22 protein-coding genes are annotated in these 19620 nt (G+C 65.2%); 15 read left to right on the top strand and 7 right to left on the bottom strand.

Annotation, left to right across the window (positions count from 1 at the left end; genetic code table 11):
• Positions 1–44: 44 nt before the first annotated feature.
• The gene (locus ACNFG0_RS20975; RefSeq protein ID WP_084855389.1) at positions 45–290 is read right to left on the bottom strand and encodes a TIGR02647 family protein; all 246 of its coding nucleotides are present in this window, start codon (positions 288–290) and stop codon (positions 45–47) included.
• 64 nt (positions 291–354) lie between these two features.
• Positions 355–663, bottom strand: coding sequence for a hypothetical protein (locus tag ACNFG0_RS20970; RefSeq protein WP_084855390.1), 309 nt, complete (start codon positions 661–663; stop codon positions 355–357).
• A 146-nt stretch (positions 664–809) separates the two neighbouring features.
• Between ACNFG0_RS20970 and ACNFG0_RS20965 the strand changes: the two genes are divergently transcribed.
• The gene (locus ACNFG0_RS20965) at positions 810–1469 is read left to right on the top strand and encodes a glutathione S-transferase (RefSeq protein ID WP_416766227.1); all 660 of its coding nucleotides are present in this window, start codon (positions 810–812) and stop codon (positions 1467–1469) included.
• A 209-nt stretch (positions 1470–1678) separates the two neighbouring features.
• Here ACNFG0_RS20965 and argH read toward each other — a convergent pair whose 3' ends face one another.
• Entirely contained in the window at positions 1679–3073 is a 1395-nt protein-coding gene (gene argH / locus ACNFG0_RS20960) for an argininosuccinate lyase (protein WP_070572082.1), read from the bottom strand.
• 309 nt (positions 3074–3382) lie between these two features.
• Between argH and ACNFG0_RS20955 the strand changes: the two genes are divergently transcribed.
• The 7 genes from ACNFG0_RS20955 to rsd all read left to right on the top strand — a co-directional run bounded on the left by ACNFG0_RS20955 (position 3383) and on the right by rsd (position 9842).
• The gene (locus ACNFG0_RS20955) at positions 3383–4126 is read left to right on the top strand and encodes a LytR/AlgR family response regulator transcription factor (RefSeq protein ID WP_196144622.1); all 744 of its coding nucleotides are present in this window, start codon (positions 3383–3385) and stop codon (positions 4124–4126) included.
• A gap of 195 nt (positions 4127–4321) precedes the next feature.
• Positions 4322–5263, top strand: a complete 942-nt coding sequence (gene hemC, locus ACNFG0_RS20950; RefSeq protein ID WP_196155528.1) for a hydroxymethylbilane synthase — start codon at positions 4322–4324, stop codon at positions 5261–5263.
• On the top strand, positions 5260–6030 hold the full coding sequence (locus tag ACNFG0_RS20945; protein ID WP_416766225.1) for a uroporphyrinogen-III synthase: 771 nt from the start codon (positions 5260–5262) through the stop codon (positions 6028–6030). Before hemC ends, ACNFG0_RS20945 begins: the two co-directional genes overlap by 4 nt.
• A gap of 45 nt (positions 6031–6075) precedes the next feature.
• Complete coding sequence (locus ACNFG0_RS20940; RefSeq protein ID WP_196166407.1) at positions 6076–7176, top strand: uroporphyrinogen-III C-methyltransferase; 1101 nt, start codon at positions 6076–6078, stop codon at positions 7174–7176.
• The gene (locus ACNFG0_RS20935) at positions 7173–8411 is read left to right on the top strand and encodes a heme biosynthesis HemY N-terminal domain-containing protein (protein WP_416766224.1); all 1239 of its coding nucleotides are present in this window, start codon (positions 7173–7175) and stop codon (positions 8409–8411) included. Before ACNFG0_RS20940 ends, ACNFG0_RS20935 begins: the two co-directional genes overlap by 4 nt.
• Before the next feature lie 222 nt (positions 8412–8633).
• Complete coding sequence (locus tag ACNFG0_RS20930; RefSeq protein WP_196144619.1) at positions 8634–9140, top strand: disulfide bond formation protein B; 507 nt, start codon at positions 8634–8636, stop codon at positions 9138–9140.
• A 231-nt stretch (positions 9141–9371) separates the two neighbouring features.
• Positions 9372–9842 carry a sigma D regulator gene (gene rsd, locus ACNFG0_RS20925; protein WP_416766223.1) on the top strand — a complete coding sequence of 157 codons (471 nt, stop codon included), beginning with the start codon at positions 9372–9374 and terminating at the stop codon, positions 9840–9842.
• Positions 9843–9851: 9 nt separating this feature from the next.
• On the opposite strand, the gene ACNFG0_RS20920 is transcribed toward rsd, so the two are convergent.
• Positions 9852–10514, bottom strand: a complete 663-nt coding sequence (locus ACNFG0_RS20920) for an FKBP-type peptidyl-prolyl cis-trans isomerase (protein ID WP_416766222.1) — start codon at positions 10512–10514, stop codon at positions 9852–9854.
• 224 nt (positions 10515–10738) lie between these two features.
• Here ACNFG0_RS20920 and ACNFG0_RS20915 point away from each other — a divergent pair, with 224 nt between their 5' ends.
• The gene (locus ACNFG0_RS20915; RefSeq protein ID WP_416766221.1) at positions 10739–11851 is read left to right on the top strand and encodes an AlgP family protein; all 1113 of its coding nucleotides are present in this window, start codon (positions 10739–10741) and stop codon (positions 11849–11851) included.
• Here the strand turns inward: ACNFG0_RS20915 and ACNFG0_RS20910 are convergent.
• Positions 11827–12309, bottom strand: coding sequence for a TIGR02444 family protein (locus tag ACNFG0_RS20910; protein ID WP_416766220.1), 483 nt, complete (start codon positions 12307–12309; stop codon positions 11827–11829). The two genes, ACNFG0_RS20915 and ACNFG0_RS20910, sit on opposite strands and share 25 nt — an antisense overlap.
• 69 nt (positions 12310–12378) lie before the next feature.
• On the opposite strand from ACNFG0_RS20910, the gene ACNFG0_RS20905 reads away from it, so the two are divergent.
• The 3 genes from ACNFG0_RS20905 to ACNFG0_RS20895 all read left to right on the top strand — a co-directional run bounded on the left by ACNFG0_RS20905 (position 12379) and on the right by ACNFG0_RS20895 (position 15723).
• Complete coding sequence (locus ACNFG0_RS20905; protein ID WP_416766218.1) at positions 12379–14289, top strand: ATP-binding cassette domain-containing protein; 1911 nt, start codon at positions 12379–12381, stop codon at positions 14287–14289.
• Entirely contained in the window at positions 14289–14876 is a 588-nt protein-coding gene (locus tag ACNFG0_RS20900) for a mechanosensitive ion channel family protein (protein ID WP_196144613.1), read from the top strand. The genes ACNFG0_RS20905 and ACNFG0_RS20900 overlap by 1 nt, the downstream gene beginning before the upstream one ends.
• 214 nt (positions 14877–15090) lie before the next feature.
• Positions 15091–15723 (top strand): LysE family transporter, encoded by a 633-nt coding sequence (locus ACNFG0_RS20895; protein ID WP_196144612.1) that lies wholly within the window; start codon positions 15091–15093, stop codon positions 15721–15723.
• A gap of 109 nt (positions 15724–15832) precedes the next feature.
• Here the strand turns inward: ACNFG0_RS20895 and ACNFG0_RS20890 are convergent, their stop codons facing one another.
• Positions 15833–16585, bottom strand: coding sequence for a slipin family protein (locus ACNFG0_RS20890; protein ID WP_196144611.1), 753 nt, complete (start codon positions 16583–16585; stop codon positions 15833–15835).
• Between the two features lie 2 nt (positions 16586–16587).
• A complete protein-coding gene (locus tag ACNFG0_RS20885; RefSeq protein WP_196155521.1) occupies positions 16588–17934 on the bottom strand; it encodes an NfeD family protein in 1347 nt (448 codons plus the stop codon).
• Positions 17935–18029: 95 nt separating this feature from the next.
• Here ACNFG0_RS20885 and ACNFG0_RS20880 point away from each other — a divergent pair, with 95 nt between their 5' ends.
• From ACNFG0_RS20880 to ACNFG0_RS20870, 3 genes are all read left to right on the top strand, one after another.
• The gene (locus ACNFG0_RS20880; protein WP_084855408.1) at positions 18030–18488 is read left to right on the top strand and encodes an aminoacyl-tRNA deacylase; all 459 of its coding nucleotides are present in this window, start codon (positions 18030–18032) and stop codon (positions 18486–18488) included.
• A 61-nt stretch (positions 18489–18549) separates the two neighbouring features.
• The gene (locus ACNFG0_RS20875) at positions 18550–18792 is read left to right on the top strand and encodes a DUF2789 domain-containing protein (protein ID WP_196144609.1); all 243 of its coding nucleotides are present in this window, start codon (positions 18550–18552) and stop codon (positions 18790–18792) included.
• A gap of 70 nt (positions 18793–18862) precedes the next feature.
• The gene (locus tag ACNFG0_RS20870) at positions 18863–19501 is read left to right on the top strand and encodes an NADH:ubiquinone oxidoreductase subunit N (RefSeq protein ID WP_196144608.1); all 639 of its coding nucleotides are present in this window, start codon (positions 18863–18865) and stop codon (positions 19499–19501) included.
• The last annotated feature ends 119 nt before the right edge of the window (positions 19502–19620 follow it).

Here is a 19620-nt window from a genome sequence, read left to right as displayed (position 1 = left end):
CGCTCCTACAGGGGGTGTCGGTATTCCTGAGGAGCGGGTCTGGCTCAGGCCGGTTGTGCTGCCTTGAGGATGGTCAGCACCTGCTGGACGCTCTGGGCTGCATCGAGCCCCAGGCTGGTCAGGTAGCCGCCGTCGGGCTGGTCGGTGAGTTGCTTTTCGTACAGGCGCCGGGCGGCAGCCACCAGGGCAGGGGAGGCATTGCTATGGACCTTGATGCCTTCCTGGTGCGAATCCAGGTTGAACAGGGCGAGGACTTCCAGTTCGGCGATCAGTTCGGGGGTGAAGGACATGGCGACTCCTGACTTCCAGACGAGGACGGAGGCACCGCGCTCGGTGCCTGATCCTGGAGTGTAGTCAGGCTTCGTCGTTGTCGCCTTGATCTGCTTCAGGTGGCAGCTCGGGCAGGGCGCGCAGAGCGTTCTCGTACCATTCGCCGTTGAACGGCCGGTCTTCGTCGAGCATGGCATCGATCTCGATGGCCAGCACGTGGGCCATCAGGTTGAGGATATCTTCGCGCTCGTAGCCGACCAGGGTCAGCTTGTTGAACGTGGCCTTGGCTGCAGGTGGCTCGCCGCTTTCGATCTGGTTCTCGATGGCCTGGGTCAGGGTCGCCTCGACGAAGGCTTCCTCTTCATTGTTGTCGATGTCGCTGGGCTCGCTCATGGCTGTGCTCCTAGAGTGGGACGCCTAGTGTGCCATGCCCGCGCTGGCGATGCCTGGTCATCGACCCGGCGGATGATGCTGGTCAGGCGCAGACGATGGGGCTATAACAGCCGGGCCAACCCCACACGGCCTGGAGGCTGTAATCAATGCTCAAGCTTCATGGATTCGCGGTCAGCAACTACTACAACATGGTCAAGCTGGCGCTGCTGGAAAAAGGCCTGCCCTTCGAAGAAGTCATGTTCTTCCCCGGCCAGACCCCGCAGTCCCTGGCCATCAGCCCGCGCGGCAAGATCCCGGTGCTGGAGACCGAGCATGGCTTTCTCAGCGAAACCAGCGTGATCCTCGACTACATCGAGCAGACCCAAGGCGGCAAGCCCCTGTTGCCGGCAGACGCCTTCGCCCAGGCCAAGGTGCGTGAGCTGGTCAAGGAAATCGAGTTGTACATCGAGCTGCCGGCGCGAACCTGCTACCCGGAAGCTTTCTTCGGCATGGCGGTGGAGCCGGTGGTCAAGGAGCGTGCCCGCACCGAGCTGCTGGCAGGGTTCGCCACGCTCAAGCGCAATGGCCGTTTCGCCCCCTACGTGGCAGGCGAGCAGATGACTTTGGCCGATTTGATGTTCTGCTTCTCGGTGGACCTGGCCTGCGTGGTGGGCAAGAAGGTGCTGAACATCGATTTCCTGGCGGAGTTCCCCGAGGCCAAGGCGTTGTTGGAGAGATTGGCGCAAAACCCGCACATGGCGGGGATCGTGGCGGACAAGGACGCGGCGATGCCGGCGTTCCTGGAGATGGTGCGCGGCAAGCGTTGAGATGAGAAAGGGGCTGCTGTGCAGCCCAATCGCCGGCAAGCCGGCTCCCACAGGGGTAGGCTGCGCTAGCCGCTTGTTCTTTGTGCGACAGCGCAGCCCGGGAGGGATGGGTGATCTCCCACAGGTATGGCGGTGTCTCTGAAAACAGCGCGAGGCCTGTGGGAGCCGGCTTGCCGGCGATTGGGCCGCCAGGCGGCCCCAAGGGTGACTTAGCGCGAGGCCAGCAGCGCCTTGCCGCGCGCCACGGCTGCACGTACCTGGGCCGGCGCGGTGCCGCCGATATGGTTGCGCGCATTGACCGAGCCTTCCAGCGTCAGCACGGCGAATACATCCTGCTCGATCTGGTCGCTGAACTGGCGCAGCTCGTCCAGGCTCATCTCGGCCAGGTCCTTGCCGGTATCCACGCCGTATTTAACCGCATGGCCGACGATCTCGTGGCAATCGCGGAACGGCAGGCCACGGCGTACCAGGTAGTCGGCCAGGTCGGTGGCGGTGGAGAAGCCGCGCAGGGCCGCTTCACGCATGATCGCGTGCTTGGGCTTGATCGCCGGGATCATGTCGGCGAAGGCGCGCAGCGAATCACGCAGGGTGTCGGCGGCGTCGAACAGCGGCTCCTTGTCTTCCTGGTTGTCCTTGTTGTAGGCCAGCGGCTGGCCTTTCATCAGGGTCAGCAGGCCGGTCAGGGCGCCGAACACGCGGCCGCTCTTGCCGCGCACCAGTTCTGGAACGTCCGGGTTCTTCTTCTGCGGCATGATCGAGCTGCCGGTGCAGAAGCGGTCGGGCAGGTCGATGAACTGGAACTGGGCGCTGGTCCACAGCACCAGCTCTTCGGAGAAGCGCGACAGGTGCATCATCGCCAGGCTTGCCGCGGCGCAGAATTCGATGGCGAAGTCGCGGTCCGAAACGCCGTCCAGCGAGTTGCCGGCCACGGCCTCGAAGCCCAGCAGCTTGCAGGTCAGCTCGCGGTCGATCGGGTAGGTGGTGCCCGCCAGCGCGGCGCTGCCCAGGGGCATGCGGTTGGTGCGCTTGCGGCAGTCAACCAGGCGCTCGTAGTCACGGCTGAGCATTTCGAACCAGGCCAGCAGGTGGTGGCCGAAGGTGACCGGCTGGGCGGTTTGCAGGTGGGTGAAGCCAGGCATGATGGTTTCGGCTTCGCGCTCGGCCTGCTCCAGCAGGCCCTGCTGCAGGCGGGTGATCTCGGCCAGGATCAGGTCGATTTCGTCGCGCAGCCACAGGCGGATGTCGGTGGCCACCTGGTCGTTGCGGCTGCGGCCGGTGTGCAGCTTCTTGCCGGTGATGCCGATGCGGTCGGTCAGGCGTGCCTCGATGTTCATGTGCACGTCTTCGAGGTCCACGCGCCAGTCGAAGCTGCCGGCCTCGATCTCGCCCTGGATGGTCTTCAGGCCATCGATGATGGCATCGCGTTCGGCATCGGTGAGCACGCCGACCTGCGCCAACATCGTGGCGTGGGCGATCGAACCCATGATGTCGTGACGGTACAGGCGCTTGTCGAAATCGACCGAGGCGGTGAAACGGGCGACGAAGGCGTCGACGGGCTCACTGAAGCGGCCGCCCCAGGACTGATTGGTCTTGTCGGTGCTCATGGATTCACTCGTTGGAGGCGTGAACGAAAAAAGTGGCGCCGATCATAGCAGGGTTGGGACGTGTGCCGCAGGGCGCTGGTCGAGAGAATCCGCCGAAAACACGAGCCAGGGCGGGCGGTAGGGATATTCACCGATTGAACGGCAGTGTTCCACGGAACGTCTACAGTTGGACAAAGGACTGGCAGCGAATCTGTCAGGTCAGTGAATCTTTGGCCATCGCATCGGTCTAGAGCGTGACCGCGCTGTCGGTCACCCTACATCTGTCTACGCTATACCCATGCGAGACTCACTCAGGAATCCAGCGTAATCATGAATGTCCTGATCGTTGATGACGAACCTCTGGCCCGCGAACGCCTTGGCAGACTGCTTGGCGAGCTGGAGGGCTACACCGTGCTGGAGCCCAGCGCCACCAACGGCGAGGAGGCCCTGGCCTTGATCGAAAGCCTCAAGCCCGATGTGGTCCTGTTGGACATCGGCATGCCCGGCGTGGATGGCCTGCAGGTCGCCGCCCGCCTGTGTGAACGCGAGGCCCCGCCAGCGGTGGTGTTCTGTACCGGTGATGATGAGTACGGGAGCCAGGCCTTCAAGGACAGCACCCTCAGCCATGTGACCAAACCCATCCAGCCCCAGGCACTGCGCGATGCCCTGCGCAAGGCCGACAAACCCAACCGTGCCCAGCTCGCCGCCCTCACCCGGCCTGCCAATGAAGGCGGCGGGCCGCGCAGCCATATCAGTGCAAGAACGCGCAAAGGCATCGAGCTGATCCCGTTGCCCCAGGTCATCTATTTCATTGCCGACCACAAGTACGTGACTTTGCGCCACGAAGCCGGCGAAGTCCTGCTGGACGAGCCGCTCAAGGCCCTGGAAGACGAATTCGGCGAGCGCTTCGTGCGCATCCACCGCAACGCGCTGGTCGCCCGTGAACGTATCGAACGCCTGCAGCGTACGCCGCTGGGGCATTTCCAACTGTACCTCAAAGGCCTGGACGGCGATGCCCTGACCGTCAGCCGCCGCCATGTGGCCGGCGTGCGCAAGATGATGCAGTCCCTCTGAGGCTGTTGCGGCTCCATCGCCGGCAAGCCGGCTCCCACAGGCTACCGCCAGGCTCGACTATTGCTCCATCCCTGTGGGAGCCGGCTTGCCGGCGATTGGCCCGGTGCAGACAACAGCGCACCCAGCTCTACTATCTGCAAGCGACCCCGACGATGCTGTTATCATCGACAGCATTTCTCTGGATCGGGGCGCTCCATGTCCACTCGCGAAATCCGCATTGCCACCCGTAAAAGTGCCTTGGCCTTGTGGCAGGCCGAATATGTCAAGGCGCGTCTGGAACAGGCCCATCCCGGCCTGGTTGTGACCTTGGTGCCCATGGTCAGCCGCGGCGACAAGCTGCTCGACGCGCCGCTGGCGAAGATCGGCGGCAAGGGCCTGTTCGTCAAGGAGCTGGAAACTGCCCTGCTGGACAATGAAGCCGACATCGCCGTGCACTCGATGAAGGACGTGCCCATGGACTTCCCCGAGGGCCTGGGCCTTTATTGCATCTGCGAGCGTGAAGACCCCCGCGATGCCTTCGTTTCCAACCGTTTCGCCAGCCTCGACGAATTGCCGGCCGGCAGCATCGTCGGCACGTCCAGCCTGCGCCGCCAGGCACAGTTGTTGGCACGCCGCCCAGACCTGCAGATCCGCTTCCTGCGCGGCAACGTCAATACCCGCCTGGCCAAGCTCGATGCCGGTGAATACGACGCCATCATCCTCGCCGCGGCCGGCCTGATCCGCCTGGGCTTCGAAGACCGCATCCGCTCCAGCATCAGTGTCGACGACAGCCTGCCGGCGGGCGGGCAGGGTGCGGTGGGGATCGAGTGCCGCAGCGCCGATCAGGCGATCCATGCCTTGCTGGCACCCTTGCACCACGCCGACACGGCCGACCGGGTGGTGGCCGAGCGGGCCCTGAACAAGCGCCTGAACGGCGGCTGCCAGGTGCCGATCGCCTGCTATGCGGTGCTCGAGGGCGAACAGCTGTGGCTGCGTGGCCTGGTCGGCCAGCCCAGCGGCGGCACCTTGCTGGTGGCCGATGCTCGGGCGCCGCGCGGTGAGGCCGAGGCGCTAGGCGTGCAGGTTGCCGAAGACCTGCTGGCACAAGGCGCTGAAGCGATCCTCAAGGAAGTCTATGGCGAGGCCGGCCACCCGTGAGCCCCTGGCGCCTGTTGCTGACCCGCCCTGAAGAGGAGTGCCAGGCACTGGCGCAAAGCCTCGCGCAGGTGGGTATCGCCAGCAGCAGCCTGCCCTTGCTGGCCATCGCACCCGTGGTGCTCGAGGCGGCGCAGGCCTTGGTGCTTGCGCAACTGCAGGCGTACCAGGCGATCATCGTGGTCAGCAAGCCGGCGGCACGCCTGCTGCTCGAACACCTGGCCAAGGCAGGCCTGCAGCCGCCAGGCCGGGGCTGGTTCACGGTGGGCGCGGCCACGGCCGAGGTGCTCAAGGGCCATGGCCTGCATGTCAGCTTCCCTGCACAAGGCGACGACAGCGAGGCCTTGCTCGCGCTGCCCCAGCTGCGCGAGGCTATCGCCGACGTCGCCAGGCCGCGGGTTTTGATCGTCCGTGGCGTGGGAGGTCGCGAACTGTTGGCCGGGCGTCTTGGAGAGCAAGGTGCTAGTGTCGATTATCTGGAACTGTATCGCCGCAACCTGCCGGAGTACCCGGCCGGTACCCTGCTGCGCCGCGTCGAGACGGAACGCCTCAACGGCCTGGTGGTCAGCAGTGGGCAGGGGCTCGAGCACCTGGTGCAACTGGCGGGTGCCGATTGGCCGCGTCTTGCGCCCCTGCCGTTGTTCGTGCCGAGCCCCAGGGTCGCCGAGCAAGCCAGGGCGGCGGGCGCCCAACAGATTGTGGATTGCCGTGGCGCCAGTGCCACGGCCTTGATTGCTGCGGTGCAGCGAAGTGCTGCACCTGCCGACTAAGGCGCTAAGCTGTATGCGACGCGCCCCCATGCAAAGGATGGATACGTGAGCGAAACTGTCTTGTCCAACAACGAACAACCTGCGGCGTCCGAGGCGCCGGAACCCACCTCCGCCACGCCTGCCAAGCGCTCTGGCAATGGCCTGGCCCTGTTGGCCCTGCTGCTGGGTGCAGCCGGGGTCGCGGTCGGTGGCTGGGGTGTCTGGCAAGTCCGCCAGCTGCAAGGCAGCGAGCAGGGCCAGGGCCAGCACCTGCAAACCCTCAACGAGCGCACGGCCTCCTTGCAGCAGCGCGAGCAGCAGATCAGCGCCCAGCTGGCCAGCCTGCCGGCGGCCAGTGAGCTGGAAGATCGCCGGCGCCTGGTGGCCCAGTTGCAAGGCGACCAGCAACGCCTGAGCCAGCGCCTGGAAACGGTGCTCGGTGAAAGCCGCAAGGAATGGCGCCTGGCCGAGGCCGAGCACCTGCTGCGCCTGGCTACCCTGCGCCTGTCGGCCCTACAGGACATCACCAGCGCCAAGGCACTGGTCGAAGGCGCCGACGAGATCCTGCGCGAGCAGAGCGACCCGGGTGCCTTCGCTGCCCGCGAGCAACTGGCCCGCAGCCTGGCGACCCTCAACAGCACCGAGCAGCCGGACCGCACTGGGCTGTTCCTCAAGCTTGCCGCCCAGCGCGAGCAGGTCCAGCAGCTCAGCGCCCAGTCGCCGGAATTCGATACCAAGGCCGACGCCCTGGGTGCGCTGACCGCCGACGGCGACGGTGCCAGCCGCCTGTCCCAGTGGTGGGCCGAGATCTCCAAGTATTTCCAGATCGAGTTCAATGCCGAGGAGAACGTGCGGCCGCTGCTGTCCGGGCAGTCGCTGAACCAGTTGCGCCTGGCCCTGAGCCTGACCATCGAACAGGCCCAGTGGGCCGCGCTCAATGGCGACGCCAAGGTCTATACGCAGGCCCTGGATGATGCGCGCAGCGTGCTGCTGGCCAACTTCAACGCCGACAACCCGCAGAGCAAGGCCATGCTTGCCAGCCTCAACGAGCTGGCCGAGCAACCGGTCTCGGTGGTCACCCCTGACCTGAGCGAGAGCCTGGCGGCGGTGCAGGCCTATATCCAGCGCAGCCACCTGCCGGCCGAAGCCGAAGGGGGCAAGCCATGAAGCGTGTCTACCTGCTGGCGGTGCTGGCGATCGTGCTGGCCGCGGCATTGGGCATCGCGGTCGCCAAGCACAGTGGCTACGTATTGATCGCCTATGGCGGGTTCCGTTACCAATCCGGGCTGTGGGCGGCCTTGGCGGCGCTGGTTGCCATCGTCGTGGCGCTCTGGCTGGTGCGTTACCTGGTGGGCCTGGTGCTGACCTCTACCGGTGTGGTCAACCCCTGGTCGCGCCGCAACCGCAGCCGGCGCACCCGTATCGCCATCGAGCAAGGCCAGCTGGATCTGGCCGAAGGCCGCTGGGCCAGTGCCCAGCGCCATCTGCACCGGGCGGCCGAGGCCGAGCGCCAGCCGTTGCTCTATTACCTTGGTGCGGCGCGTGCCGCCAACGAGCTGGGCCGGGCCGAGGAAAGCGACAACCTGCTCGAGCGTGCCCTCGAACGCCAGCCACAGGCCGAATTGGCCATTGCCCTGACTCACGCGCAATTGCAGATGGACCGTGGCGATATCGGCGGTGCCCACGAAACCCTGCTGGCCATGCAGGAGCGCCACCCGCACAACCCGCAGGTGCTGCGCCTGCTGCATCGCCTGCACCTGGAAACCGGGGACTGGTCGGCCCTGATTCGCCTGCTGCCCGAGTTGCGCAAGGGCAAGGTGCTGCCAGCCAAGGAACTGGCCGAATTGGAACAGCGTGCCTGGGGCCAGAACCTGGGGTTGGCCGCGACCCGCGGCGAAGACCCGCAGGCGGCCCGTCAGGCGCTGGAACGGGCCTGGCAGCAACTTACCGCCGCTCAGCGCCAGGAGCCGCAGCTGGTGTCGGCCTATGCCGAGCAATTGCGCCGCGTCGGTGCCCAGGGCGAGGCCGAGCAAGTGTTGCGGGCTGCGCTCAAGCGCCAATATGAAAGCCACCTGGCGCGGTTGTATGGCCTGGTGCGCGGTGACGATACCGCACGCCAGCTGCAAACCGCCGAGGGCTGGCTCAAGGACCATCCACAAGACCCGAGCCTGCTGTTGACCCTGGGGCGCCTGAGCCTGCAGAACCGCCTGTGGGGCAAGGCCCGCGACTACCTGGAGAGCAGCTTGCGCATGGAGCGCAACCCGGAAACCTGTGCCGAATTGGCCCGCCTGCTGGCCGGGCTCGGGGAAACCGAGCGCAGCAACCAGTTGTTCCAGGAAGGCCTGGGCCTGCTGGACGAACGCCTGCTGGCCCTGCCTCTGCCCGAAGGCGTGCGCGCCTGACCTGACCCAAGTGCCCACGCTACCCCGTGGGCACTTATGCCAGTAACTTCTCCGGTACCAGTGACAGGGTTTGCGACAGCCTGCTTCAGAAACCTCCTACGGAAATTTGAATACTTTCCTTTTCCAATCAGGGACTTGTCTCCCCAGTAGTGCCTTGAAACAAAGCGTGTCTTTCCTCTACCGTTCCGGGGTACTTCATCCAACCCGGGACTTTCTTCGCCCATGCTGCCGGCCCGTTTGCGCATTTTCTTCCTACCAGGCTGGCTCGCCTCGATGGCGGTCCTGATCGCCTCTTTCCATCTCGAGCATGTGTTGAACTTGATGCCATGTCCGCTGTGTTTCAGCCAGCGACTGTTGTTGGGGGTGTATTCGTTGGTATGCCTGTGCGCCATCATCCACAGGCCTCAGCTGCGTGGCAGGCGCAACTATGCCGGGCTGGCATTGGCCAGTTCGCTGGGTGGCGCGCTGCTGGCGGCGCGGCATGTCTGGTTGCAGGGGGCGGGGGTGGTGGTCGAGACCTGCCAGATGCCGTTTGGACGGGTGTTGGAGCAGTCCTGGCGCGAGGCTTTCAGGCAGCTTGTGTTCGGCGGCCCGGACTGCACGTCGCTGACCTGGAGCTTCATCGACCTGACCCTGCCCGAATGGAGCCTGCTGGCTTTCCTGCTGTTATCGGCGCTGCCCCTGGGGTGGCTGGTAGCGTATCGGTTGCACGTGCTCGGCAAAGGTTGACCCAGGGCAAGCGCGGCGGGATTGTTCGACCAGCGGTGCCTTCGAAGGGGATTAAACGCTTGTATGAACTTTGTCCGCTGCGTACCTTGAAGGCCAGCACGCGCGGGAATAATCTCCCAGCACGCATACCGAAAACACAACTGCTCGATGCCGTCCTGCTGATGTCACCTTTGTGCCGCGGTATTAGCGCACGAGGTGCAGCGGCATCTACCCAGAAGGGAAGAGATCGCCATGCTCGATAGTTGTCAGAACGCTCAGGAACGCTGGGGTGGGGTTCACAAGCTGATCGACCGTTGGCTCCAGGAACGGGCGGAGCTGGTCCAGGCCTTCCGCGCCTTGCGCGACGCCAAACCGGCCTTCGCCGACAAGGACAAGAACCGCGACTTCTGCGCGGTGCTGGTCGACTATGTTTCGGCGTGGCATTTCGAAGTGAGCGAGCAACTGGTCACGGAAGCCAAGGCGTTCGGTGACGACAAGGCCCTGAAACTGGCGGAAGAGATCAACCCGCGAATCAACGACATCACCCAGATCGCCCTGGCCTTCAACGACCACTGCGAAAAGGGGGAGTGCAAGGACACCGAGCGCTTCGCCGAAAAACTGGGCAAGCTCGGCAGCTTGCTGCATGAGCGCTTCGAATTGGAAGACTGCCTGATCGAAGTGCTGCACAACGCGCACAAGGAAGAGGGCGCGGTGCAGGCCTGACGGCCTGCGTCAGTCGGCGACCGCCAGCAATTCGATCTCGAATACCAGGGGCGTGTAGGGCGCGATCAGGTCGCCCGCGCCTTCGGCGCCATAGGCCTGCGCCGATGGGATCACCAGGCGCCATTTCGCCCCTGCTTTCATGTGCGGCAAGGCTGCTTGCCACCCCGCGATCACCGAATCCAGGCTGAACCACTGCGGTTGCAGGTTCTGGTCGAATACCGAGCCATCCGGCAGTTTCCCTACGTAGCGTACCTGCACCTTGCCCCCGGCCCTGGGGGCGTTGCCATTGCCACGCGCCAGTTCGGTATAGAGGATGCCCCCGGCCAGCTCATGCACGCCAGCGCGGGCCCGCTCGCTGGCCATGAAGCGTTTCTCGGCCGCCTCTAGCCGCTCGACCTCCGCCTGCGCTGCCGCTGTGTTGGCCTGCTCTTCGTGTTGCTGGAGGATGGCCTGCATGCGCGGCTTTTCCAGTTTCAATGGCTGGCCTTGATAGGCCTGGCGCAACCCTTCGACCAGCGCATCGAGTTGCAGGCCGGGGACTTCGGCGCGCAACCGTTCACCGAGGCTTGCGCCCAGGCTGTAGGCCAGGTCGTGGTCATTGGCAGGGGTATCAGGAGCGGCCAGGGCAAAAGGGGCCGCCAGGCACAGGCACAGAACAAGATAACGAGGCACGTTCAACTCCGGCTGGGAGGAAGGAAAAGTATGCCAGCCTTGTTGCCAAAAGAGATGTAAATATCAGCAACACTTTATTGACCAACTACACTTGCACCGAGCTGCAAGATAACAACTTAGCCCAGGCATGCAACGCGGCATCAATATTACTGTCAACATGCCCTAGCGGCGTAAGCAGCAGAAGCATAGTATGAGCCGCACTCTCGTCAGCCAGGAGGTAAGCCATGTCGGCCAAGAAGAAGCCAGTCAGTACGCCGTTGCACCTGCTCCAACAACTTTCGGGCAGCCTGCTCGAACATTTGGAAGATGCCTGCTCGCAAGCGCTGGCTGACGCCGAGAAACTGCTGGCCAAGTTGGAAAAGCAACGTGGCAAGGCGCAGGAGAAACTCCACAATGCGCGCCTGAAGTTGCAGGACGCTGCCAAGGCCGGCAAAGCCAAGGCCCAGGGCAAGGCCCAGAAAGCAGCCGGCGAACTTGAAGAGTTGCTCGATTCGCTCAAAGAGCGTCAGGCACAAACTCGCACTTATATTCAACAGCTCAAGCGTGATGCCCAGGAAAGCCTGAAGCTGGCGCAGGGTGTCGGCAAAGTACGCGAAGCCGCCGGCAAGGCGCTTGACCAACGTGCTGCCGCGGCCAAGGCCCCGGCCCGGGTGGTCGCCAAACCAGCAGCCAAGACTCCGGTGAAAGCCGCGGCCAAACCGGCTGCCAAGCCGGCCGCCAAAGCGGCTGCAGCCAAGGCCCCAGCCAAGGCTTCCGCTAAACCGGCCACCGCTCGCGCTGCCGCTGCCAAGCCTGCTGCAAAACCGGCCGCCGCCAAAGCCGCTACCGCCAAGCCGGCTACCCGCGCCGCCGCGAAGCCTGCAGCCAAACCTGCTGCTGCGAAGGCCGCTGCCGCCAAGCCTGCCGCGCGTACCGCTGCTGCCAAGCCAGTTGCGGCTAAAGCTGCCGCTGCCAAACCTGCTGCCAAAGCCACGGCCGCCAAGCCAGCTGCCGCCAAGGCCGCCACCGCGAAGCCTGCAGCCAAATCGGCCGCCACCAAGGCTGCTGCTGCCAAGCCTGCCGCCAAACCGACCGCGGCCAAGAAGGTCGCAGCCAAGCCGGCTGCCAAACCTGCTGCCGCCAAGGCCACCGCGAGCAAGCCAGCAGCCAAACCCGCTGCGGCAAAAGCCCCGGCCAAGCCAGCTGCAGCCAAGCCGGCCGCCAGCAAGCCCGCCGAAGCCAAGCCAGCCGTACCGGCGGCCAGCAGCCCAGCGCCTGCGACCAACTCGGCAGCGCCGGCCGCCGCTTCGCCAGCACCGGCCAGCAGCCCGGTTCAGTCGCCTTCGTCGGCGTCCTGACGCCCTTCGGCCATGACGCGCAGCTGATGCAGCGCGTCGTGGTCGCGGGCTTGCTCCGGCGCGAGCCAGGGCAACCAGTCTTCTACAGGGTGGCCCTGCGTCGTGGGCCACGCCTGTGCCCGCTGCTCCAGGCGTGCCAGCAAGGTGCGCTCGGCTTCCAGTTCCAGCCCTTTTACCTGTTCACGCAGCACTGCCAACTGTGGGTCGTCCTGCGCGCCGGCACGCCACTGTTGGCGTAGCTCGCGTAATGGCGCCACGACCTGTCGTTGCCAGGGCGCGGCAAGGTTCTGCAATGCCCGCACCCGCTCGGCCTCAGGTGCCACACCGCGCGCTCGCAGCCAGGTGCCGCACAGCAGCAGGCAGACATCAGCGCCCAGTGCCTGCAAGGTCAGGCAGGCGCTTTCAACTCCTGGCCGGGCGTACAGGGCCAGGGCGTGGTTCCACAAATCGTTGTGCATGTTCGGGCTCGCCAGTGGTCAAGGTGGCCTGTGTGCTCCAGTGGGAAGCTGATAGACTCCGCGACCATCATGATCAGACTATCCAACCTCACTTTACAGCGTGGTCCGCAGCGCTTGCTAGAAGGCGCCGAGATGACCCTGCACGCCGGTCACAAGGCCGGCCTGATCGGCGCCAACGGCGCCGGAAAATCCAGCCTGTTCGCCTTGCTGCGCGGCGAGCTGTCGCCCGATGGCGGCGACTGCCACTTGCCGGCCGACTGGCGCATCGCCCACATGCGCCAGGAAGTCGATACCCTCGACCGCCTGGCGGTGGACTATGTGCTCGACGGTGACGTGCGCCTGCGCAAGGTCCAGGCCGAACTGGCCGTCGCCGAGGCTGCCCATGACGGCACCGCCCTGGCACGCCTGCACAGTGAGCTGGACAGCGCCGACGGCTATACCGCCGACGCTCGCGCGCGCAAGCTATTGGCGGGCCTCGGGTTCACTGCCGAACAGATGGATCGTCGCGTCGGCGACTTCTCCGGTGGCTGGCGGATGCGTCTGAACCTGGCCCAGGCATTGATGTGCCCGTCCGACCTGCTGCTGCTCGACGAACCCACCAACCACCTGGACCTGGACGCCATCCTCTGGCTGGAAGACTGGCTCAAGGGCTACCCCGGCACGTTGTTGCTGATCTCCCACGACCGTGACTTCCTCGATGCGGTGGTCGACCATGTGGTGCATGTCGAACAGCGCAAGCTCAACCTCTACAAGGGTGGCTACACCGCCTTCGAGCGCACCCGGGCCGAGCGCCTGGCGCAGCAGCAACAGGCCTACGAGAAGCAGCAGGCCCGCCGTGCGCACATGGAGAAGTACATCGCCCGCTTCCGCGCCCAGGCCACCAAGGCCCGCCAAGCGCAGAGCCGGATCAAGGCGCTGGAGCGGATGGAAGAGCTGTCGGCGGCCCATGTGGATTCGCCGTTCGATTTCGTGTTCCGCGAGTCGGAGAAGATCTCCAACCCCTTGCTCGATCTCTCCGAAGGTCGGCTCGGCTATGGTGACAAGGCCGTCCTGGAGAAGGTCAAGCTGCAGCTGGCGCCCGGGGCCCGCATTGGCCTGCTCGGCCCCAACGGCGCCGGCAAGTCGACCCTGATCAAGAACCTGGCCGGTGAACTGCAACCGCTCGCCGGGCGCCTGGTGCGTGGCGAGAACCTGGCTGTGGGCTACTTCGCCCAGCACCAGCTCGACTCGCTGGACGACAAGGCCAGCCCGTTGCTGCACCTGCAACGCATCGCGCCTGCCGAGCGCGAGCAGACCCTGCGTGACTTCCTCGGTGGCTTCGACTTCCACGGTGACCGGGTCGACGAGCCGGTGGTGAATTTCTCCGGTGGCGAGAAGGCGCGCTTGGCCCTGGCGTTGATCGCCTGGGAGCGGCCCAACCTGCTGCTGCTCGACGAACCGACCAACCACCTGGACCTGGAAATGCGCCTGGCCTTGACCATGGCCCTGCAGGAATTCAGCGGCGCGGTGGTGGTGGTTTCCCACGACCGCCACCTGCTCAAGAGCACCACCAACGACTTCCTGCTGGTGGCCGATGGCAAGGTCGAGGCCTTCGATGGCGACCTGGACGACTACAGCCGCTGGCTGATCGACTACCGCCAGCGCAGCGCCCCTGCCAGCAATGCCCCGGCCAACCCGGACAAGACCGACAAGAAGGCCCAGCGCCAGGCCGCCGCCGCCTTGCGTCAGCAATTGGCGCCGCACAAGCGCGCTGCCGAGAAGCTGGAAACCGAGCTGAACCAGGTGCATGGGCAACTGGCCGAGATCGAAGCCGCCCTGGGCGAGGCCGGCCTCTACGAAGCGGCCCGCAAGGATGAACTGCGTGACCTGCTGGCCCGCCAGACCCAGCTCAAGCAGCGCGAAGGCGAGCTTGAGGAAGCCTGGATGGAAGCCCTGGAGACGCTCGAGAGCATGCAGGCCGAACTCGAGGCGCTGTCCTGATGGAGGAACTGCGTTCGCTGCTGCCAGGGCAATGGATGGATGCGTTCTGGCTGGGGTTGCAGATCCTGCTGATCCTGATCGCCGCGTTCATCCTGCAGCGGGTGGTCGCCCGGGGTCTGAAGAGCCTGGGCGAGCGCTACCCGCTGCCGCCGGAACTGCTGGTGCCGGTGCGTGGTGGCCTGCGCTGGCTGATCATGGGCAGTGCGCTGTTGTTCGTGCTGGAGCGCCTAGGCGTTTCGGCAACGGTACTGTGGACGGCGCTGTCGGGCTTCGTGGCCGTGGCGGCGGTGGCGTTCTTCGCTATCTGGAGCGTGTTGTCCAACCTGCTCTGCGCGGTGCTGATCTTCACGGTTGGCCCGTTTCGTATCGGCGATGTGGTGGAACTGGTCGACACCCTGGACAAGCCCGGGGTCAAGGGCCGGGTGATCGCCATCAACCTGTTGTACACCACGTTGATGGAAACGCCCGAGGCGGGCGGGGCGCTGGTGCAGGTGCCGAACAGCCAGTTCTTCCAGAAGGCCGTGCGCCGCTGGCGTGGGACCGAGGTGCCGGTCGTCGTCAAGCCGGAGTCCACGGGAGCCGACTGAGGCGCTACCTGTTGGTATCGGCGGTGCGCTCACGTGTTGGGGCTGCTTTGCAGCCCTCTCGCGGCACAAGGCCGCGCCTACAGAAGCGGCCTTGTGCCCGGGAAAAGGGCTCGCAGCGCCCCCAATCTGCATCGACGCTATAAATTCTTCTGGTCATTTTTTCGCCAAAACCTTAGCTTAACGTTTTGCAACATTTGTTCGAGCGAGGTGTGCGATGTCGATGGAAACCTGGTTGGCCTTTTTTGCCGCATGCTGGGTGATCAGCCTGTCGCCGGGTGCCGGGGCCATTGCCTCGATGTCCAGCGGGCTGCAGTACGGCTTTTGGCGTGGATACTGGAACGCCCTGGGCCTGCAGCTGGGCCTGATCGTGCAGATCGCCGTCATCGCCGCCGGTGTGGGTGCCATCCTCGCGGCGTCGGCGACTGCCTTCCAGCTCATCAAATGGTTCGGCGTCGGCTACCTGGTGTACCTGGCCTACAAGCAATGGCGTGCCTTGCCCATGGACATGAGCGATTCGTCCGCCGTGCGGCCGATCGGCAAGCCATTGAGCCTGGTGTTCCGAGGTTTCCTGGTCAACGTCAGCAACCCCAAGGCCCTGGTGTTCATGCTGGCCGTGCTGCCGCAGTTCATCAACCCCCATGAGCCGCTGCTGCCACAGTACCTGGCCATCACCGCGACCATGATCACCGTCGACATGCTGGTGATGGCAGGCTATACGGGGCTGGCCGCACGCGTGCTGCGGCTGCTGCGCACGCCCAAGCAGCAGAAGCGCTTGAACCGCACCTTCGCCGGGCTGTTCATCGGTGCAGCGACCTTCCTGGCCACCTTGCGCCGCGCGCCGGTCTGACTGGCCTTGCTTAGGAGATCACCCGCTGCGCTGTCGCCCAAAGAACAGGTGGCTAGCGCTGGTCTCTCTGTGGGAGCGGGCTTGTCCCGCGATTGGGCCGGGCCCGATGTCACGGCTGTTTGTCGACCAACCCCTTGAGCAGGTCCACCGGCAGCGGAAAGACGATGGTCGAGCTCTTGTCTCCGGCAATCGTTCCCAGGGTTTGCATGTAGCGCAGCTGCATCGCCCCAGGTTCCTTGCCGAGCATCTGCGCGGCCTGCATCAATTTCTCCGAGGCCTGCAATTCCCCTTCGGCGTGGATCACCTTGGCCCGTCGCTCGCGTTCGGCTTCAGCCTGGCGGGCGATGGCGCGCACCATCGACTCGTTGAGGTCGACGTGCTTGATCTCGACATTGGCCACCTTGATGCCCCAGGCGTCGGTCTGGGCGTCCAGCACCTGGCGGATGTCTGAGTTCAGTTGCTCGCGCTCGGCCAACAACTCGTCGAGCTCATGCTTGCCCAGTACCGCACGCAGAGTGGTCTGGGCCAGCTGGCTGGTGGCGCTGAAGAAATCCTCCACCTGGATGATCGCCTTCTGTGGGTCGAGCACACGGAAATACACCACGGCATTGACCTTGACCGAGACGTTGTCGCGGGTGATCACGTCCTGGGTCGGCACGTCGAGCACCACCGTACGCAGGTCGACCCGCACCATCTGCTGGATACCCGGGATCAGCAGGATCAGGCCAGGCCCCTTGACCTGCCAGAAGCGCCCCAGCTGGAACACTACGCCTCGCTCGTACTCGCGCAGGATGCGCAGGGCCGACAGCAACAGCAGGCCCAGGACCGCTAGTACCGCACCGAAACCGAATTGAACGAACATCGTCACTCTCCTTGCGCGCTGGGCGCGGTGGCGCTGACCTCCAGCATCACGCCCCGGCGGGCTGTCACGCGCACGTGTTGCCCAGCTTGCAACGGGGTCGCGCACCGGGCTTGCCATTGTTCGCCCTGGGCCTGCACCGAGCCGCAGAACGGGTTGTCCGCCATCACCTGGGTCACCGTGACCAGGCTACCGACCAGGCCGGCATCGCCGCTGACCAGGGCGCGTTGCCGTGCCTTGATGGCCATGCCCAGCACACCGCCGAGCAGCAGGGCCGAGACCACCGCCAGGGCGACGATCAACGCCAGCGGGATGCCGAAGCCAGGGGCGTCGGTGTCGATCAGGATCACCGCGCCCACCACGAAGGCGACCACGCCGCCGAAGCCGACCACGCCGAAGCTGGGCAAAAACGCCTCGGCGACCATGAACGCCACGCCGAGCAGCACCAATGCCACCCCGGCATAGCTCACCGGCAACAATTGCAGGGCGTACAAGGCCAGCAGCAGGCAGATCCCACCTACCACGCCGCCGACACCGGAGCCTGGGTTGATGAATTCGAACAGCAGGCCGTAGATGCCGATCATGATCAGGATCAGCGCCACGCTCGGGTTGGTGATCACCGCCAGCAGGCGGGTGCGCCAGTCGGGCAGGTGTTCGACGATGGCCGCGCCTGCGGTGTGCAACTGGCGGGGCTGGTCGGCGGCGACCAGGGTCCTGCCGTCCAGTTGTGCGAGCAGCTCGGGCAGGTCGCGGGCCACCTGGTCGATGACCTTGATGCGCAGCGCCTCGCTGGCCGACAGGCTCACCGCCTCGCGCACCGCCTGTTCCGCCCAGTCGGCGTTGCGCCCGCGCAGTTGAGCCAGGCCGCGGATATAGGCCGCGGCGTCGTTGACCTGCTTGCGGGCCAGGGCATCGTCCTCACGGGACTCGTCGGGCGCCGGTTTGCCAGGCGACGGCGCGCCTACCTGCACCGGCGTGGCCGCGCCCAGGTTGGTGCCTGGGGCCATGGCCGCCACGTGGCTGGCGTACAGGATGTACGTCCCGGCGCTGGCTGCGCGGGCGCCGCCGGGGGCGACGAAGCTGGCCACCGGCACGGGGCTGGCGAGAATGGCCTTGATGATCTGGCGCATGGCGGTGTCCAGCCCGCCGGGCGTGTCCAGGCGGATCACCACCAGCTGCGCACCTTGCTCCTGGGCCTGCTCCAGGCCGCGCACCAGGTAATCGGCACTGGCCGGGCCGATGGCGTCGTCCACGCTCAGCACCCAGACGCTGGCGCCGGGCACCGCCTGGCCGCCCGGGACGATGCCGAGCAACAGCACGAGCAGCAGCCAGCGCCAGCAGCGAGCGATCACCTGTCGTCACCTTGTCCGGACCTGTTACCGAAGTTTAGTCGTGCCTGCCGGACCACGGCCTAAACTTGCAGATGGGGGTAAACCGGAGGTGCATCATGCGTATGGCCAAGACCCTGCAGCAGCGCCTGGACAAGGCCAACTGCGATTACGACATCATTCCCCATCCTCACTCGGCCACGAGCCTGGAGTCGGCACGCACGGCCGGCGTTCCCGCAGAGCGGGTCGCCAAGTCGGTGATGCTCGACGACCGCCATGGCAACTACATCATGGCCGTGCTACCGGCCAACCGGCATCTGGACATGAGCAAGATCCGCATGTCCGGCGCCTGGCAACTGACCCGCGAAAGCGGCCTGCCGACCCTGTTCGGCGACTGCGAGCGTGGCGCCGTGCCAGCGCTTGGCGATGCCTATGACATAAAAATGCTGCTCGACCCGAGCCTTACCCGCCAGGGCGATGTCTACCTGGAGGCGGGTGACCACGATCACTTGATCCACATGAGCATGGAACAGTACCTGAAGCTGGTTCCGCATGCCGAAGTGCGCGAACTGTGCTGATGTCCCTCAACCCATTGCCGGGCTGGCGTCGTGGACGACCCGCCCGGCCGCAGGAGGAATCATGGAAGCACCGATCCATCCGTTCGCCGAACTGTTCAAGCAACTGGGGCTGGCGGACGATGCCGAGAGCATCGACAAGTTCATCACCACCCATTCACCGCTCAAGAACGAGATCAAGCTGGTGGATGCGCCGTTCTGGACCGAGGCCCAGCGGGCCTTTCTCAAAGAGAGCGTGATAGACGACGCCGATTGGGCGGTGCCGTTCGATCAACTCAACGAGGCCTTGCGCCGACCCAGGAAATAAAACGCCGAGTGGCACCTGATGGGTGAGAGGGCCGTTGCTATGCTCAGGTAAAACAACAGGGGATAGCGTGATGAAAGATCCCTACGCATCAGGTTTCTGGTGCTCCGTGACGATCCTGGGCATCCTGACGGCCGGTTACTTCTACGGTATTCGCCATGTCCACTCCATGGGCCACGCGCTACAGTTCATGTATGCCGCTGCCGCGGTCACGGCGGCAGCGGTGCTTTGCGTGCTGGCCTGGATCGCCTGGCAACAGTTGCGCTTGAACAAGCGCGAGGTGAGCCAGGGGCATACGCTGTTGACTATCTGGAACACCAAGGTCGCCCTGCGGCGGGTCGAAACCGTGTTCGATCGCTATTTCTGGGGCAGCTACTGGCATTCCGGGCGGACCTTCGAGGAGGTCATGGGCGAGCTCAAGGGCACGCCGCTGGAGCAAAGCCTGGATGCGCTCAAGCGCCAATGCCGGGAGCTGGACCGGGAAGTCCACGACCACCAGCACCGCTGGCTGGCCAACGCCCGTGACCTCTCCAGCGTGGCCACGGCCATGGCCCGCGAGCGTTATCAGCTGGACTTGTGTGACTCGCAAGGGCGCGAGGGGGGCAACACGGCCGTGCTCAACCGCGACTTGGAAGTGCTGGTGTACACCTGGTCGGCGCGCCTGCGCAGCTTTGACCATCAGCTGGACGAGCTGGAGCGTGGCTACCATTGATGGGTATGCAGCCCTTTCGCGGGCCAAAGCCGCGCCCCCAGGGGGTGTGTGGGGGGCGGTGTGGCGCGGGGGGGGCGCGGGGGCGGCCCCCCTTCAGATGATCCGCGGGGGTCCAGGGC

The organism is Pseudomonas sp. NY15372 (genome assembly GCF_048068215.1).
Taxonomy (GTDB): domain Bacteria; phylum Pseudomonadota; class Gammaproteobacteria; order Pseudomonadales; family Pseudomonadaceae; genus Aquipseudomonas; species Aquipseudomonas guariconensis_A.
This window is presented reverse-complemented; position numbering and strand designations above follow the sequence as displayed.